The sequence below is a fragment of the Pseudarthrobacter sp. CC4 genome, from assembly GCF_048957775.1.
Taxonomy (GTDB): Bacteria; Actinomycetota; Actinomycetes; order Actinomycetales; family Micrococcaceae; genus Arthrobacter.
Genome location: NZ_JARCCZ010000018.1, coordinates 1 through 16414, shown reverse-complemented (window position 1 = coordinate 16414; position 16414 = coordinate 1). Strand labels below are relative to the sequence as shown.

14 protein-coding genes and 1 pseudogene are annotated in these 16414 nt (G+C 65.7%); 4 read left to right on the top strand and 11 right to left on the bottom strand.

Going from position 1 to position 16414, the window contains the following annotated elements; all coding sequences use genetic code 11:
* Positions 1–47 precede the first annotated feature (47 nt).
* Positions 48–776, top strand: a complete 729-nt coding sequence (locus tag PV768_RS13360) for a type IV toxin-antitoxin system AbiEi family antitoxin (RefSeq protein ID WP_231754895.1) — start codon at positions 48–50, stop codon at positions 774–776.
* On the opposite strand, the gene PV768_RS13355 is transcribed toward PV768_RS13360, so the two are convergent.
* From PV768_RS13355 to pdxT, 9 genes are all read right to left on the bottom strand, one after another.
* Positions 657–3050: a RelA/SpoT family protein gene (locus PV768_RS13355; protein WP_157242061.1), complete on the bottom strand. Its 2394-nt coding sequence runs from the start codon at positions 3048–3050 to the stop codon at positions 657–659. The genes PV768_RS13360 and PV768_RS13355 overlap by 120 nt on opposite strands.
* A 133-nt stretch (positions 3051–3183) precedes the next feature.
* Complete coding sequence (gene secF / locus PV768_RS13350) at positions 3184–4197, bottom strand: protein translocase subunit SecF (RefSeq protein ID WP_421093255.1); 1014 nt, start codon at positions 4195–4197, stop codon at positions 3184–3186.
* Positions 4197–5954, bottom strand: a complete 1758-nt coding sequence (gene secD, locus PV768_RS13345) for a protein translocase subunit SecD (RefSeq protein ID WP_421093254.1) — start codon at positions 5952–5954, stop codon at positions 4197–4199. The genes secF and secD overlap by 1 nt, the downstream gene beginning before the upstream one ends.
* 99 nt (positions 5955–6053) lie before the next feature.
* Positions 6054–6455, bottom strand: coding sequence for a preprotein translocase subunit YajC (yajC, locus tag PV768_RS13340; RefSeq protein WP_157242058.1), 402 nt, complete (start codon positions 6453–6455; stop codon positions 6054–6056).
* Between the two features lie 211 nt (positions 6456–6666).
* On the bottom strand, positions 6667–7752 hold the full coding sequence (gene ruvB, locus PV768_RS13335; protein WP_421093253.1) for a Holliday junction branch migration DNA helicase RuvB: 1086 nt from the start codon (positions 7750–7752) through the stop codon (positions 6667–6669).
* Complete coding sequence (gene ruvA, locus PV768_RS13330) at positions 7745–8389, bottom strand: Holliday junction branch migration protein RuvA (RefSeq protein ID WP_323057101.1); 645 nt, start codon at positions 8387–8389, stop codon at positions 7745–7747. The genes ruvB and ruvA overlap by 8 nt, the downstream gene beginning before the upstream one ends.
* A 90-nt stretch (positions 8390–8479) precedes the next feature.
* Positions 8480–9067, bottom strand: coding sequence for a crossover junction endodeoxyribonuclease RuvC (gene ruvC / locus PV768_RS13325; RefSeq protein ID WP_421093252.1), 588 nt, complete (start codon positions 9065–9067; stop codon positions 8480–8482).
* A 31-nt stretch (positions 9068–9098) separates the two neighbouring features.
* Entirely contained in the window at positions 9099–9854 is a 756-nt protein-coding gene (locus PV768_RS13320) for a YebC/PmpR family DNA-binding transcriptional regulator (RefSeq protein ID WP_157242056.1), read from the bottom strand.
* A gap of 3 nt (positions 9855–9857) precedes the next feature.
* A complete protein-coding gene (gene pdxT, locus PV768_RS13315) occupies positions 9858–10568 on the bottom strand; it encodes a pyridoxal 5'-phosphate synthase glutaminase subunit PdxT (RefSeq protein WP_157242055.1) in 711 nt (236 codons plus the stop codon).
* Between the two features lie 90 nt (positions 10569–10658).
* On the opposite strand from pdxT, the gene PV768_RS13310 reads away from it, so the two are divergent.
* On the top strand, positions 10659–11951 hold the full coding sequence (locus PV768_RS13310; protein WP_421093251.1) for a MurT ligase domain-containing protein: 1293 nt from the start codon (positions 10659–10661) through the stop codon (positions 11949–11951).
* On the top strand, positions 11948–12709 hold the full coding sequence (locus tag PV768_RS13305) for a type 1 glutamine amidotransferase (protein ID WP_421093250.1): 762 nt from the start codon (positions 11948–11950) through the stop codon (positions 12707–12709). The genes PV768_RS13310 and PV768_RS13305 overlap by 4 nt, the downstream gene beginning before the upstream one ends.
* A gap of 50 nt (positions 12710–12759) precedes the next feature.
* On the opposite strand, the gene PV768_RS13300 is transcribed toward PV768_RS13305, so the two are convergent.
* Positions 12760–14070, bottom strand: coding sequence for a CapA family protein (locus PV768_RS13300; RefSeq protein WP_421093249.1), 1311 nt, complete (start codon positions 14068–14070; stop codon positions 12760–12762).
* A 75-nt stretch (positions 14071–14145) separates the two neighbouring features.
* On the opposite strand from PV768_RS13300, the gene PV768_RS13295 reads away from it, so the two are divergent.
* Positions 14146–16158, top strand: coding sequence for a M3 family metallopeptidase (locus PV768_RS13295; protein ID WP_421093248.1), 2013 nt, complete (start codon positions 14146–14148; stop codon positions 16156–16158).
* Positions 16159–16297: 139 nt separating this feature from the next.
* Here PV768_RS13295 and PV768_RS13290 read toward each other — a convergent pair.
* Positions 16298–16414: pseudogene (locus tag PV768_RS13290) on the bottom strand (pyridoxal 5'-phosphate synthase lyase subunit PdxS); the annotation flags it as partial.

The window sequence follows — 16414 nt, the reverse complement described above, 5'->3', positions numbered from 1 at the left end:
CTGAACCGGGCCTGTGCCAGTTAACGGTCCCGGTGCAGGATGGACGAATGGTGATTCCACCGGCTCCTCCGGGCCCCGATCATGCAGCTGCGGCAGACGCTTTGGCGCCCCGCTTTCCCGAACTCTATTCCCCGGACATGCCCTTCGCCTGGCCCGAGCTGCAGTCCCTCGCGGCGGACGGGCTGCTGGACAGGATCCACCACCGCGGCTATACACTGCCAGGGCTCCCGGCCTCTCCGCAGCTGCGGGCACGGGCGGCGGCGGGGGCGGTGCCCGCTTCGGTCCGCCAAAGGGTGGTTGCCGGCCGGATGACGGCCGCCTGGATCTACGGCTGTGCCAGTGAGCCGGACAGGCTGGCCCTCCTTGTGGATGCGACGCGGAGGGTCTCCAGCCTCCGGACCACGAGGGGATGCACCCTCCATGAGGTAAGGCTCGGGCCGTTCGATGTTGTCAGCCTCGGTGGCCTGATGGTCTCAAGCCCGTTGCGGACCGCCCTGGACATCGCCTTGCACGTGGACGCCGAGCGCGCCATCCCCACCCTGGAAAGACTGCTGGCGCGGCCCCAGAACGACGTCCGCCTGCGCCTGCTGGTCCTGGCAATAGAAGCCACGCCGCGGGTGCCCCACAAAAAGGCTGCCCTGGAAAAACTCGCTGCACTAGCTCCGGCGCTTGTTGCCGGTGGTCCGGTAGACGTCAAACACCCCGTCGATCCTGCGGACTGCACTGAGGACGTGGCTCAGGTACTTGGGGTCCCCCATCTCGAAGGCAAACTTTGAGATGGCCACCCTGTCCGTGGAGGTGTGCACACTGGCTGCCAGGATGTTCACGTGGTTCTCGGACAGGACCCGGGTGACGTCGGACAGCAGGGACTTGCGGTCCAGTGCCTCCACCTGGATCTCCACCAGGAAGACGCTGGACTGCGTCGGGGCCCAGTCCACGTCAACAATCCTGTCCGGCTGGTCCTTCAGGTCGGAGATGTTGGTGCAGTCGGTCCTGTGCACGGAGACTCCCGAGCCCCGGGTGACGAAACCGAGGATGGGATCCGGCGGGACCGGCGTGCAGCAGCGGGCCAGCTTCACCCAGACGTCGCCCACGCCACGGACCACCACGCCCGAGTCGGAGAAGCGGGCCTTGGTGACCTGGGTGGGAATGCTGACTTCGGCAATATCGTCGTCGGTGCTTTCATTGCCGCCGAGGCTCTCGACCAGCTTCTCCATGACCGACTGCGCGGACGTGTGGCCGTCACCGACGCCGGCGTACAGGCCGGAGATGTCGACGTACTTGAATTCCTCCGCCACCGCTGCGAGGGCCTCGTGGGTCATGAGCCGCTGCAGGGGAAGGTTCTGCTTCCGCATTGCACGGGTCAGCAGTTCCTTGCCGCGATCAATGGCTTCTTCGCGGCGTTCCTTGCTGAACCACTGGCGGATCTTGTTCCGGGCCCTGGCGCTCTTGACGAAGTGCTGCCAGTCCTGGCTCGGCCCTGCCCCCTCAGCCTTCGAGGTGAAGATCTCCACCCAGTCACCGTGGTTCAGTTCACTATTGAGCGGAACCAGCTTGCCGTTGACCCTGGCGCCGATGGTGCGGTGGCCCACCTCGGTGTGCACGGCGTAGGCAAAGTCCACGGGGGTGGATCCCGCCGGCAGTGCCATGACCTCGCCCTTGGGGGTGAAGACAAAGACCTCCCGGGCGTTGATTTCGAAGCGGAGCGAATCAAGGAACTCGCCGGGATCGGAGGTTTCCTGCTGCCAGTCCACCAGGGAACGCAGCCAGCCCATGTCCCCGTCGCGGGGGCTGCCCGGGCCGACGGCCGTGCGGTTGGGCTGGTCCTTGTACTTCCAGTGTGCAGCGACGCCGTATTCAGCCCGGCGGTGCATTTCATGGGTGCGGATCTGGATTTCCACGGGTTTGCCGCCGGGCCCGATCACCGTGGTGTGCAGCGACTGGTACATGTTGAACTTGGGCATCGCGATGTAGTCCTTGAACCTGCCGGGCAGCGGGTTCCAGCGCGAATGCATGGTGCCCAGCGCGGCGTAACAGTCCCTGACCGAGTCCACCAGCACCCGGACACCCATGAGGTCGTTGATGTCGTCGAAGTCCTTATCGCGGACGATCATCTTCTGGTAGATGGAATAGTAGTGCTTCGGACGGCCAGTGATGGTCGCCTTGATCTTCGCGGCGCGCAGGTCTTCGGTGATCTGGTCCCGGATGACGCTCAGGCTCTTCTCCCGCTCGGGGGTCCGGTCCCCCACCATGCGGACAATTTCTTCGTACACCTTGGGATACAGCGCGGCGAAGGAAAGATCCTCCAGTTCCCACTTAATGGTGTTCATGCCCAGCCGGTGCGCCAGCGGGGCGAAAATTTCGAGGGTTTCGCGGGCCTTGCGGGCTGAGGATTCGGCCGACACGAAGCGCCAGGTCCGCGCGTTGTGCAGCCGGTCGGCCAGTTTGATCATCAGCACGCGGATGTCCTTGGCCATCGCCACAACCATCTTGCGGACGGTTTCGGACTGCGCCGCCTCGCCGAAGCTGACTTTGTCCAGCTTGGTCACGCCGTCCACCAGCATGGCAACTTCGGGCCCGAAGTCCCGCTTGAGGTCGGCGAGGGTGTAGGGGGTGTCCTCCACCGTGTCATGGAGCAGGGCGGCGGCAAGCGTTGTGCCGCTCAGGCCCAGTTCGGCGAGGATGGTGGCCACGGCCACCGGATGCGTGATGTAAGGATCGCCGCTTTTGCGCTTCTGCCCGCGGTGGCTCTGCTCAGCGACGTCGAACGCCCGCTGGATAAGGTCGAAGTCCTCTTTGGGATTGTTGGCCCGGACGGTCCTCAACAGTGGTTCAAGAATGGGTGAGTACGTGGCCGTGCTGCGCCCCGTCAGCCGGGCGAGCCTGGAGCGGGTGCGCTCCCTGCGGCCGGGGAATGTGGGACGGGACCCGGAGTTGTCGACCGGAACGAGCGGCCCGGGGCGCGCGGAGGCGGCCACCCCGGTCTGCATGCCGGGGGCAGGACTTTTGTCTCCTTGTGCCGTTGGCGCCGACGCCGAACGTTCTTCCAATGAAGTACCCCTCACCACCGTTTTAATTACTTCAGTCTATTCCCCGCGGCGGTGACTTTTATAACCGGCCCCTTAAACGCCGACGGGCCGGACAACGCCAGGTTCCTGGCGCCGTCCGGCCCCTGCTGAAAAGTCAGGCCTGGGCGGGCTCCGCAGCCGCGTTCCGCCCGGCGGTGGCACGCCTCTGCTCAACGCGCTTGGCCTGCCTGACGAGGTCAGGCTCATTCTGCCGCAGCCAGGCGTACATCGGGGCCGCCACGAAGATCGTGGCCGCCGTTCCGATGAGGATTCCGACGAACAGCGCAAGGGAAAGGTCGCGCAGGGTACCGGCGCCCAGGAGTCCGGCGCCGATGAAGAGGATGGCCCCCACGGGGAGGATTGCCACCATCATGGTGTTGATCGAGCGGACCAGGGTCTGGTTGACGGCGAGGTTGACCTCCTCGGCGAACGTCCGGCGGGTCGAGGCGTCCAGGTCCGCGGTATTCTCGCGGATCTTGTCGAACACCACCACCGTGTCGTAGAGGGAGTAGCTGAGGACGGTCAGGAAACCGATGATGGCCGAAGGGGTAACCTCGAAGTCGCTGAGGGCGTAGACGCCGGCAGTGATGAACATCGTCACCGCCATGCCGGCAATTGCCGAGAGCGACATCTTCCACGTGCGGAAGTACAGGGCCATCAGCACGGCCGCGAGGAGCACGAAGACCACCAGGCCGATCAGCGCCTGCTTGGTGACATCGGCGCCCCAGGTGGGACCGACGAAGGTGGACGTCACCTCGTTCTCGGTGACACCGTACGCGCCGGTGAGTCCCTCCTTGATGCGAAGCGTCTCATCATCGGTGAGTTTGTCCGTTTGGATCCGCATGGTGGTGCCGGCGACGTTCGCCACGCGGGGGACACTGCCGGGCACCACATCGGTGACGGCCTTCTCCCCCACGGCTGCATCCGTGGTCTGCACGTTGGAGACCGTGAACTCCGATCCGCCGCGGAACTCGATGCCAAGGTTGAAGCCGCCCTTGGCCACCGGGATGAGAATGGACAGCGCAACAGCCACCGCCGCAATGATGAACCAGAGTTTCTTGGCGCCGACAAAGTTGTAGGAGCGTTTTCCGGTGTAGAGCTCGTTGCCGAAGTTGGCGAAGCCTGACATTACTTGTTCTCCTTCGCTGCGGACTTCGAGGAGCCCGCAAGCTGCTCCTGCTTCTCCGCCAGTCGGCGTTCCGCAATGGTCATCCTGCGTTCGGCTTCCGCTGCCGCGCCGGCGTTCTTGGTGCGGACCACGGCCGGCTTGGCGTCCGGGGTACGGACACGCCCGGCACCGCGGTAAAGCGGGACGGCACCGAGGCGCTTGGGATCGAGGCCGGACAGCGGGTGGCCCTCGCCGAAGAATCTGGTGCGGGCCAGGAGCTGCAGCGTGGGGTGGGTGAACATGAACACCACGATGAGGTCGGCGATGGCCGTCAGGCCGAGGGTGAAGGCGAACCCGCGCACGTTGCCCACGGCCACGAAGTACAGGACCAGGGCTGCCAGCAGGTTGACGGCCTTGGAGGCCAGGACGGTCCGCTTGGCCCGCTTCCAGCCGTTTTCGACGGCGGAAACCAGGCCGCGGCCTTCACGGAGCTCATCCCTGATCCGCTCGAAGTAGACGATGAACGAGTCGGCCGTCTGGCCGATGGCCACGATGATGCCCGCCACGCCGGCCAGGGACAGGCGGTAGTTCTCCGTCCAGCCCAGGATGGCGATGGCGAGATACGTGAGGATGCCGGCCACCACCAGCGACGCGATGGTCACGAAGCCAAGCGCCCGGTACTGGAACAGCGAGTAGACCACCACGAGCAGGAGTCCGATAAGGCCCGCGAGGAGGCCCATCCGCAGCTGTTCCCCGCCCAGGGTGGCGGAAATCTGCTGTTCGCTTTGGATTTCGAAACTGATGGGGAGGGCGCCGAACCGGAGTTGGTCGGACAGGGCCTTGGCACTTTGTTCGGTGAACCCGCCGGTGATCTGCGGGCGTCCGTCGGTGATGACCGCAAGGGACCGGGGCGCGGAAATGACCTGGTCATCAAGAACAATGGCGAACTGGGCCTTGGGGTCGTTGCCTGCGTCACCGCCGGCGGCCACGTAGAACTGGTTCAGGCGTTCCGTGACCTCCTTGAACTTGGCTGTTCCCTCGTCGTCGAACTGGATGTTGACCGCCCAGTCGTTCGTGACGGCACCCTGCGCACCCTGCTGGAGCTGGAAGGAGGACGTGACGATGTTGCTGCCCTTGACCTCCACCGGGCCGAGGATGTACTTGATGGCAGGGGTAGAGTCGGTGGCAGGCTCGCAAGTCACCAGCGGCTTGGCCGGGTCCGAGCGTTCCTGCTTGTCCTGGGCAGGGTTGTCGCAGTCCAGCGTCTCGAACTGGCGGTAGACCTCAGGGGTGATCCAGTTCGTGTCGCTGCTGTTGGCAGGTTCCGCCGTCGGCTTTGGCAGCTGGTCCTCGGGCGCCCGCTGCTCCTCCGGCACCGGTGCACCTGCTCCGGCGAGCAGGACGGGGCGGAAGTTCATGTCCGCCGAGGCCTGGATCAGGTCTCGGGTCTGGCTCGAGGGGGTGCCGGGAAGGCTGACCACCACGTTGCGCCCGGACTGGGTGCTGATCTCAGCCTCGGCAACACCTGAACCGTCAACACGCTGGCGGATGATCGCCACGGCCTGGTTGAGCTGTTCCTCATTGATGTCCGAGCCGCCCTCGACCTTCGGCGCCAGGATCATCTGGGTGCCGCCTTCGAGGTCCAGGGCCAGTTTGGGTGCCCAGTTTGCCTGTCCGGCAAGGGTGCCTCCGGCCAGGACGGCAGTTAGTGCGGCGAGGATTACACCGAGCCAGACCAGGACCCGGAGGCCTGGTTTTTTGGGGCCAGTTCGTGCCATTGTCGATCTTTCTCTTATTCACGGAGGAACCGCCGGTGCCTGCCGTGCTTGCACCGGCGGCGGTCCGCAGCGGTAGAGGTTGTTGGGAAGCAGCGGGGACTAGCTGTCCTTCTTGCCCTCGTCATTGAGGCGCTGCGGGGTTTCGTCCGGTGTCTCCGCCGTCGCAGCGGTGCTGCCGCCTTCGGACGCCGTCAGGGAGGAAGCATCGTCCGGCACGGCCGGGGAAACAACCTCGGGCTCGGCTGCCACCGCGGGTTCCACAATTTTGGTGACGGCCTGACGGTGCACGGTGGCGAGGTTGCCCGGCGACAGTTCCAGGGTGACCTTGTTTTCCTCCTCGTCGATGGCCACGATGCGGCCGAACAGGCCGAAGCTGGTCATTACCTCCACGCCCGGGCCGAACTTCGACTGGAGCTCCGCCTGCTGCTGCTGCGTCTTCTTGTTGCGGCGGAACATCATGAAGATGAAGACGCCGAGCATGACGAACAGGAGAATTGACATTGGATCCAAGGGGAATTCCGTCCTTTATTTACATAGCTGATTTTCCAGCAACTTCGGCTTCGCTCCGGCCGGGGCAGGACAGTAAGGCAGGCAAAAGCCTGTCGGGTTCCCTTCCCCAGCGACGCAGGAGGCCGGTGGCCGCCCACGAAACAAAGACCCGAACGTGCCGAGCGTCATACCAGTCTAAAGGGAAAAGCTGAACGCAGCCTGCCTATGGGCCCTCCGGGGCCCAGCCGCCCGCGGGTTCGGCGTCCCCGGCCGGTTCGAACAGGTCCAGCTGCTCCTTCGCGAAGACTCCTGACGGAATGGCATAGCCGAGGTGCGTCCAGGCGGGAGCCATGGCTATCCTGCCCCGGGGGGTGCGGCCCAGGAGTCCTTCCCGTACCAGGAAGGGCTCCGCGACCGTTTCCACTGTTTCGGTTTCTTCGCCGACGGCGATCGCGAGCGTGGACAGCCCCACGGGCCCGCCGCCGAATTTGGTGATGAGTGCTTCAAGGACGGCGCGGTCAAGCCGGTCCAGGCCCTTCTTGTCCACCTCGTACATGTCCAGGGCAGCGGACGCCGCCCGCGCGTCAATCTGCTCAATTCCGTGGACCAGGGCCCAGTCCCGCACTCGCCGCAGCAACCTGTTGGCAATACGGGGGGTGCCCCGGGATCGTCCCGCTATTTCGCTGAAACCGGCGGAATTGACTTTGAGGTCCAGCAGGCCGGCAGAGCGGCGCAGCACGAGTTCGAGCTCGGGGACGGAGTAGAACTCCAGGTGGCCGGTGAATCCGAACCGGTCGCGCAAGGGCCCGGGCAGCAGGCCGGCGCGGGTGGTGGCGCCCACCAGGGTGAAAGGCGGCAGCTCGAGCGGGATTGCGGTGGCACCTGCGCCCTTGCCCACCACGATGTCCACCCGGAAATCCTCCATGGCCATATACAGCATCTCTTCCGCCGGCCGGGACATGCGGTGGATCTCGTCCAGGAACAAGACCTCGCCCTCGGAAAGGGAGGACAGTATGGCGGCGAGGTCTCCAGCGTGCTGGATAGCGGGACCGCTGCTGATCCGCAGCGGGGCGCTCATTTCGGACGCAACGATCATGGCGAGAGTCGTTTTACCCAGGCCTGGCGGGCCCGAGAACAGCACGTGGTCCGCGCTGCGGCCGCGCATCCGTGACGCCTTCAGCACCAGGGACAGCTGTTTCCGCACCCGGTGCTGGCCCACGAAGTCGTCGAGGTTCTTGGGCCTGAGCGCTGCCTCAATGGCCCGCTCCTCAGGTTCCTCGCCCGCGGCCACGAGGGACGGTTCAGCCACGGCTGCCTACCCGGTTGCCGGCGCGCGCGCCGTCCTGGCCCAGCCACCGGAGGGTAGTGCGCAGGATCTCCGGCACGTTGCCGCGGAAGGAAACCTCGGGCTCGTCCGCCAGGGCTTTGTCGATGCTTGCCGAGGCGTCCTTCTCGGACCAGCCCAGGCTCGTCATCGCGGCTACCACCTGCGGTTTCCAGGCGGCCTCGGCTGCCGTGGACGCCGCTGCGGCACCCGCGGTGCCGTGCGGCACAAGTTTTCCGGCCAGCTCCAGCACGATCCGCCCGGCCACCTTGGGACCGATGCCCGGCACCTTGGTGAACGTCTTGCTGTCCCCGGTGTGCGCGGCCACCCGGATGGCCTCCGGTTCGTGCACGGCCAGGACAGCCAGCGCCAGCCGGGGGCCAACCCCGCTCACGCTGAGCAGGACATCGAAAACCTCACGCTCGTCGTCGGACGCGAAACCGAAAAGGGTGAGCGAATCCTCCCGCACAATCAACGAGGTGAAGAGCTGGCCCTCTTCCCCGGCGCGAAGCCGGCTCAGGGTTTGCGGGGTGGCGTTGACGCTCATGCCCGCACCGTTGAGGTCAATGACAGCCGTGGAAAGACCCACGTGCGCTACCGTCCCGCGTAGGAAACTGATCAAGGCCGGGCTCCTGGTGTATTGCCGGGCTCCAGGGAGCAGGACCGGCTATCCGAACATATCTACGAATACCCTAGCAAGCCGCCGGGACAATCAGCGTGCGCGGCGCGCCTTTGCTTCCGCCTCGGCCCAGGCCCGCTGGGCGGAAGTGAGCGATGGACTGCCGGGTCCGGTGGTGACTGCACCCTTGTTGGAGGTGCCGCTGCCTGACCGCCAGGCGTGGGTGATGGCCAGCGCCAGGGCGTCGGCCGCATCCGCAGGCCGTGGCGGCGCATCGAGGCGAAGGATCTTGGTGACCAGCTTCGTCACGGCATCCTTGTTGGCGGAACCGCTGCCGGTGACGGCCGCCTTGACCTCCGACGGCGTATGCAGGGCCACCGGGATCCCCCGCCGGGCAGCGGCGGCGATCACCACGCCCGACGCCTGGGCCACGCCCATCACCGTGCTGACGTTCAGTTGGGAAAAGACGCGCTCGACGGCGAGGACCTGCGGTTCATAACGGTCCAGCCATTCATCGATCGAGGTGGCTATGACCAGGAGCCGCTGGTCGAGGCTTTCGTCGGGCGAGGTGCCCACGACGCCCACCGCAACCATGGTGGCCCGCCGGTTCCGTTCCACGTCCACCACGCCGATCCCGCATCGGGTCAGGCCCGGGTCCACCCCGAGGACGCGCAGCGTCACGGTTGGGCGGGTGCGGCGGGCGGGCGGTACGTCACTCAGATTCCAGGGCGGCCTGGACGTCGTCGCTGAGGTCGGCGTTGCTGTAGACGTTCTGGACGTCGTCGAGGTCTTCCAGCGCGTCAACGAGCTTCATGAACTTCCTGGCTGCTTCCAGATCCAGGGGAACTTCCATGGACGGAACGAACTCAGCCTCATCAGTGTCGTACTCGATGCCGGCCTCCTTCAGGGCGTCGCGGACGGCCTGAAGGTCCTTGGGGTCTGAGTGGATCTCGAAGGTTTCGCCGTTGTCCTTGACTTCCTCGGCTCCGGCGTCCAGGACAGCCATCAGGACGTCGTCCTCGGTCAGGTCCTTCTTGGGCAGCGTCACCACGCCCTTGCGGCTGAACAGGTAGCTCACCGAGCCGGGATCGGCAATGGTGCCGCCGTTGCGGGAGATCGCGAGGCGGACCTCGGAGGCGGCGCGGTTCTTGTTGTCCGTGAGGCATTCGATCAGCAGGGCGGAACCCTGCGGGCCGCGGCATTCGTACATGATCTCGGTGTAATCGACCACTTCACCGGTGAGCCCGGCTCCGCGCTTGATGGCACGGTCGATGTTGTCGGCCGGGACAGACGTCTTCTTCGCTTTGGTGACGGCGAGTTCCAGGCCCGGGTTGCCTTGCAGGTCAGGGCCGCCCATGCGCGCGGCAACTTCAATATTCTTGATCAGCTTGGCAAACGACTTGGCGCGCCGGCTATCGAGGATGGCCTTCTTGTGCTTGGTCGTTGCCCATTTGGAGTGGCCTGACATGCTCTACGCTTCTCCTCTGATCATGCGGATAAAAAGTTCGTGTACGCGTTTCTCCCCAGTCACTTCCGGGTGGAAGGAGGTGGCCAGCAACTGGCCGGAACGCACTGCAACAATTCTAGCCGTCCCGGGCAGCGGGACCGCGTGGGACGCGTGTTCCGGGTCGGCCGGCTCAACCTGGGCAAGGATTTCGACGCCGGGACCCACCCTCTCCACCCAGGGCCCCCGGATGAACACGGCATGGACGGGCGGGACGCCGTCTTCCGTTGCGCTGAATTCAAGGCCTTTGAACTCCAGGTCCGTCTCGAAGGACTCGCGCTGCCGGCCGAAGGCGTTGCGGCGGACGGTGATGTCCAGGCCGCCGAAGGTCTGCTGCGGTGCCCCGGACAGGTCAGTCGCGGGATCGGCAATGTCGTCGGCAAGCAGGATCATCCCCGCACATGAGCCATAGACGGGCAGGCCTTCGGCGATGCGTTCCCGCAGCGGTTCGGCCAGATCAAAGGCGCGCGCCAGCTTGTCGATTGCAGTGGACTCGCCGCCCGGAATCACCAGCCCGTCCAACCCGTCCAGTTCCTTCGGGCGGCGGACGCCCACAGCCTGGGCACCCGTCCGTTCGATCGCACGGAGGTGCTCGCGGAAGTCGCCCTGGAGCGCCAGCACACCGATCCGAAGGCCGGCGCCCGGGCGCGCAGAATCAGCTGAAGGGGAATTTGCCATCCAACCAGCATAAGCGCCCAAACCATCCTGCCTGGCTCCTAGCAGGCGCCTGGCGGAGGTTGCATGCCGTTGCTGGGATATATTCAAAACATGCTCTACTTCAGTGTTCCGCTCGGCAAGCTGGTCCGCCGCGTCTCCCGGCTCAGGGGTGGCGGGTCCGCCCTGCCGGGGCTGGTGGTTGAAAAAATCGACCCCGGCTTCATGCGGCGGACGCTCACCACGCTCCCCCACGGCGTCGCTGTTGTCAGCGGCACCAACGGCAAAACCACGACCACCAAAATGGTGGTGGAGCTGCTGGAAAGCCAGGGCCTCAAGGTCTTCACCAACCGCACGGGGAGCAACTTCACCCGCGGTGTGGCCGCAGCCCTGCTGGGCGAGGTGGATTGGCGCGGCCGGCTCGACGCCGACGTCGCGGTCCTGGAACTCGACGAAGCCCACGCCGTGCACTTCGTCAACAGCGTGCCGCCGCGCTACTGCCTGCTGCTGAACGTCCTCCGCGACCAGCTGGACCGCTTTGGTGAAATCGACAAGACGGCCCAACTGCTCCAGCACATCGCTGCCAAGACCACCGGGACGGTGGTGCTGAACCGTGAGGATCCCAGGGTGGCCCGGATCGCCGAAACGCTGACCGGCCAGGACGTCAAATACTTCGGCCTGGACGATTCGCTCCTGGGCACCTTCCCCAACGACGATGATATGCGGGCCGCTCCCGGCAGTCCCGCCCCGGCGGGCCTGCCGGAGAAGCCCGCTGCCGACGTCGTCCTTCGCATGGTGGGCGCGGACACGGCCGAGTTCGAGTACGACGGCGTCACGGTCAGCACAGGCATGAAGCTTCGGGGTGTCTACAACATCTTCAATGCGGCCGCGGCGCTGACGCTCGCGCGGAGCATCTGCGGCAGCGGCGCCGCCACGGCCAACCATGAGACCCTGTTGGATGCGCTGTCCCACGTGGCACCGGCATTCGGACGCGGGGAAAGCCTTACCGTGGACGGCCAGCCCCTGGACCTGGTCCTGGTCAAGAACCCGAGCGGCTTCCGGCTCGGCCTGAAGTCCTTCCCGGCCCGAGGCTACGCCACCATGATCGCCATCAATGACAACTATGCGGACGGCCGGGATATGTCGTGGCTGTGGGATGTTGAGTTCGATTCCCTGCGGGAAGGCGGGGTGGACCAGCTGACCGGGTCCCGCGCCTATGACATGGCCCTCCGGCTGCAATACGACGACGTCCCCGTCGGCAGTGTGCAGACGGACATTGCGCCGGCCCTTGCAGCCTTCATCCGGGAAGCCCGGGGAAAGCCGAAGCGCATCTTCTGCACCTACACCGCCATGCTGGCCATCCGCCGTGAACTGTCCAAAATCACCACCGTGGAGGTTGTCTCTTGAGCCAGGCAGGTGCGGACCGCGCACGGGAGAACTCTGAGAGCAAGGGCACCCTCCGCGTGGTGCAGCTCTACCCGCGGGACATGAACATCTACGGCGACTGGGGCAATGCCCTGGTCCTGCAGCAGCGGATCAGGTGGCACGGCTACACTCCGGAGCTGGTCGAGTACAACGTGGGGGATCCGTTCCCCGACGGCGTGGACATTATCGTGGGCGGCGGCGGCCAGGACAGCGGCCAGCTGGTGATCCAGGACGACCTGCAGTCGCGGGCCGGAGTACTTAAGGACCTGGCTGAGGACGGTGCGCCGATGCTTGTCATCTGTGGGCTGTACCAGCTCTTCGGACACTTCTTCAAGACCCGCACAGGCGCCGTGATCCCGGGCATCGGCATCCTGGACGTGGAAACCCACGGGACGGACGAACGCCTGATCGGCAACGTCAAGGTCTCCACCCCGGAGTTCGGCGAAGTCCTGGGTTATGAGAACCACAGCGGCCAGACCACCCTTGGCAGCGGCGTGCGGCCTTTGGGCTCCACCCCGAAGGGTATGGGCAACAACAGCAGTGACGGCCACGAGGGTGCCCGCTACCGCAATATAGTGGCCAGCTACCTGCACGGCTCCCTCCTGCCCAAGAATCCGGCCATCGCGGACTTCCTGATCCGCACGGCAGCGGAGCGCAAGTACGGCAGCTTTGTTCCGGGCCATCCGGATGACCACTACGCGGAACTGGCCAGGGAACACGCGGCGCGGCGCCCTCGCTAAGCACGCACGGCGTTAAAGGACGACGGCGGCACTCCCCTTGGGGAACCGCCTCACGGCTCCCGGGTGACCAGGAATTCGTGGGCGCCGGCGGACGGGGCGTCCATGGACTCGACCACCCCCAGAGTACGCTCCCTGGTCGCGGCGTCGGCTTCCGGCCCGGCACAGGGCCCCTGCGGCGCGTCGGAGGCCACCGAACACCAGCGGTAGGGATCCCGGACAATAACCGAAGGAGCCCAGGCCAGGTCCGTGGCTGACCATCTGCCCGACGTGTCCTGGCCGAACTGTACCCTGACCAGCAGGCCCTCATTATTGACCACATACCACGGGGAAAGTTCCGTGATGGCGTTGCCCAGCCCGTACACGATCCAGGTGCCCTTGTAGTTTTCAATGGGCTGCACGGCGTGCGCGTGGTGTCCGTAGACCAGGTTGAACTGGCCGCTGTCCGCCAGGGCACGCGCCACCTCCTGCTGCTGGACGTTGGGTTCACTGGCGTATTCGTCCCCCGCATGCATGGCCGCCAGCACGATGTCCGCCCCCTGCGCCCGCGCTTTCTCCGCCTTGGCGATCATGGTGGGGGCATCGAGCATGTCCACCTGCCAGGGATGGTCCGGAACCAGCCCGTTCAGCCCGTAGGTTCCCTGGACAACAGCGATCTTTGCCGCCGCCGTCTGCATAATGAGGATCTTTTGGGACTCGGTTTCGGTCCGGTAGGAGCCTGTGTGTTTGAGGTCGGCGGCGTCCAGGGTATCCAGGGTTCGCAGCAGTCCGTCCGTCCCGCGGTCGATGGTGTGGTTGCTGCCCGTTGTGCAGGCCTGGTAGCCGACCTCTTTTGAGGCGGTAATGATCTGCGGCGGAACGTTGAAGGAGGGATAGGCCGAGAACGGGCCGTCCGGACCGGATACGGGAGTTTCCAGGTGGCAGATGGCGAGGTCGCTGTTGTTGATGTACCTGCGCTGGCCTTCCAGGAGCGGCACGAAGTCCATTCCCGGCTTGCCTGCGGCCGCCGCGTCGTGCTGTCCCTGCTGCCACAGCTGCGCGTGCACCAGCATGTCTCCGGTGACCAGCACCGAAGTGCAGCGGAGCACGGGGCAGGCAGGCCCTTTGCCGGGGGTCGGGGTTGGTGTCGGTGTGGACGGCGGAGCAGGGGTTGTGGCCGTCACGGGACCAGAACTGCCGGAACCGCCCGCTGCCGGAACCGCCCCGGCGGAAGCGGAGTTTCCCGCCCGGGCCGTGGACCCGTCCTGCTCCGCCAACAGGCCGCAGCCTGCCAAGGCCCCTGCCAGGAGCACCGAAACGGCCAAGGCCGACGCGGAAGCATGGGCGCGGATATGCACCGGCCCCCTGCCGGATATGGTCCCCATAGCTGCCATTGTAGGGACGGCGGCGTGGCGTGGCGCACATTGAGAAGCGTGGCCTGCTGTGAAAGGTTTTAGTTCATGACCAACCCCCTTCTGGCGCCCAGTCCCCTGCCGTACGGACTTCCTCCCTTCGCCGGGATCGAACCCGCCCACTACGAGGAAGCCATCGAAGCGGGCCTCGCCGAACACCTGGCCGAGATCCAGGGAATCGTGGACACCCCGGCACCGGCCACCTTCGACAACACGGCGCTGGCGATGGAGCGCTCCGGCCGCCTGCTGGACCGGGCCGCCGCGTCCTTCTTCACATTGGTGTCAGCGGACGCGTCAGACCGGATCCGGGACCTCGAAACGAAACTTTCCCCCCTCTTCTCAGCCCACCAGGACGAGATCTTCCTGAACCGTGGACTTTTCGAGCGCTTTGCAGCCATCGATACGGCCCAATGTGATGCCGAGTCCACCCGGCTGGTGGAGGAATACCTCAGGGAATTCCGGCAGTCCGGCATCCAGCTTGACGGCCCGGGCCAGGAGAGGCTCCGCGCCATCAACGCCGAACTCTCACAGCTGGGCACGGAGTTCGGACAGCGGGTCAAGGACGGAATGAAGTCGGCCGCCATCCTGCTTGACCATGCCGGGGATCTGGCCGGCCTGCCGGCGGATGACATTGCCAGCGCTGCCGAGGCCGCCCGCGCGGCCGGCCATGACGGGAAGTTCCTGCTGACGCTGATCCAGCCCAGCAACCAGCCCGCCCTGGCCGCCCTCGAAAACCGCGACGTCCGCCGTCGGCTCTTCGAAGCCTCCGTAGCCCGCGGCAGCAGCGGCGGCAGCCTCGACGTGCTGGACCTGGCAACATCAATGGCGCGGCTCCGCGCCGAGAAGGCATCGCTGCTCGGCTTTGCCAACTACGCCGAGCTGGTGGTGGACCGCCAAACTGCTCCGGACTTCGAATCGGTCCAGGCCATGCTTAGCCGCATGGCCCCGGCAGCGGTGCGGAACGCGGACGCCGAAGCGGCGGCGCTGGCCGAGGCTGCGGGCCATCCGCTGGAGGCCTGGGACTGGGCCTTCTACTCCGCCAGGGTCCGCCGCGGGAAGTATGCGGTGGACGAACAGGCGCTGCGTCCCTATTTCGAACTTGACCGGGTCCTGGCCGACGGGGTTTTCTTCGCCGCCACATCCCTGTACGGCATCACGTTCCACGAGCGGGACGACCTCTCCGGCTACCACCCTGATGTACGCATTTGGGAGGTCCGGGACGAGGACGGTGAGGGACTGGGCCTGTTCCTGGGCGACTACTACACCCGCGAGTCAAAGCGTGGCGGGGCCTGGATGAATTCCCTGGTTGAACAGTCGGCGCTGCTGGGAACCAAGCCTGTTGTCATCAACAACCTGAACATCTCCAAGCCGCCGGCCGGCGAGCCAACCCTGCTGACCCTGGACGAGCTGCGGACCACGTTCCACGAATTCGGCCACGCCCTGCACGGGCTCTTCTCCAACGTTACGTACCCGCGGTTTTCCGGCACGTCAGTTCCCCGCGACTTCGTTGAGTACCCGTCCCAGGTCAATGAAATGTGGATCATGTGGCCCGAAGTCCTGGAACATTATGCGCGCCACCACGCCACCGGTGAGCCGCTGCCGGCCGCCGTCGTGGAAAAGCTCAACGAATCCCGGCTGTGGGGCGAGGGTTTTGCCACCACCGAGTACCTGGGCGCGGCCTTGCTGGACCTTGCCTGGCATGTCCTCGGGGCCGGCGATGTTCCGGAAGACGCCCTGGCTTTCGAAGACAAGGCCCTCGCTGCCGCGGGAATCGCCCACGCCCTGATTCCGCCGCGCTACCGCACCGGCTACTTCCAGCACGTCTTCGCAGGCGCAGGGTACGCAGCAGGCTACTACTCCTACATCTGGAGCGAGGTCCTGGACGCGGAAACGGTGGACTGGTTCACCGAAAACGGCGGCCTGACACGCGCGAACGGCCAGCGCTTCCGCCAGGAGCTGCTGTCACGAGGTAACAGCCGGGACCCCCTGGAATCCTTCCGCAGCCTCCGCGGCCGCGACGCCCGCCTGGAACCGCTGCTGAAGCGCCGCGGCCTGGAGTAAGGGTTTCCAAGTAGGTAGCGCTAAGTGTCGTTTTGAACCTCCAAAACGACACTTAGCGCTACCTACTTGGGATAAACGAACGACGGCGGCGGGTCACCTTCCCGGGTGACCCCCCGCCGTCGTACTGCTTTTGAAGCTGTTACCAGCCGCGCTCGGCGAGGCGGTGGGGCTGGGGGATTTCGTCGACGTTGATGCCCACCATGGCTTCGCCGAGGCCGCGGGAGGCCTTGGCGATGACGTCGGGGTCATCGAAGAA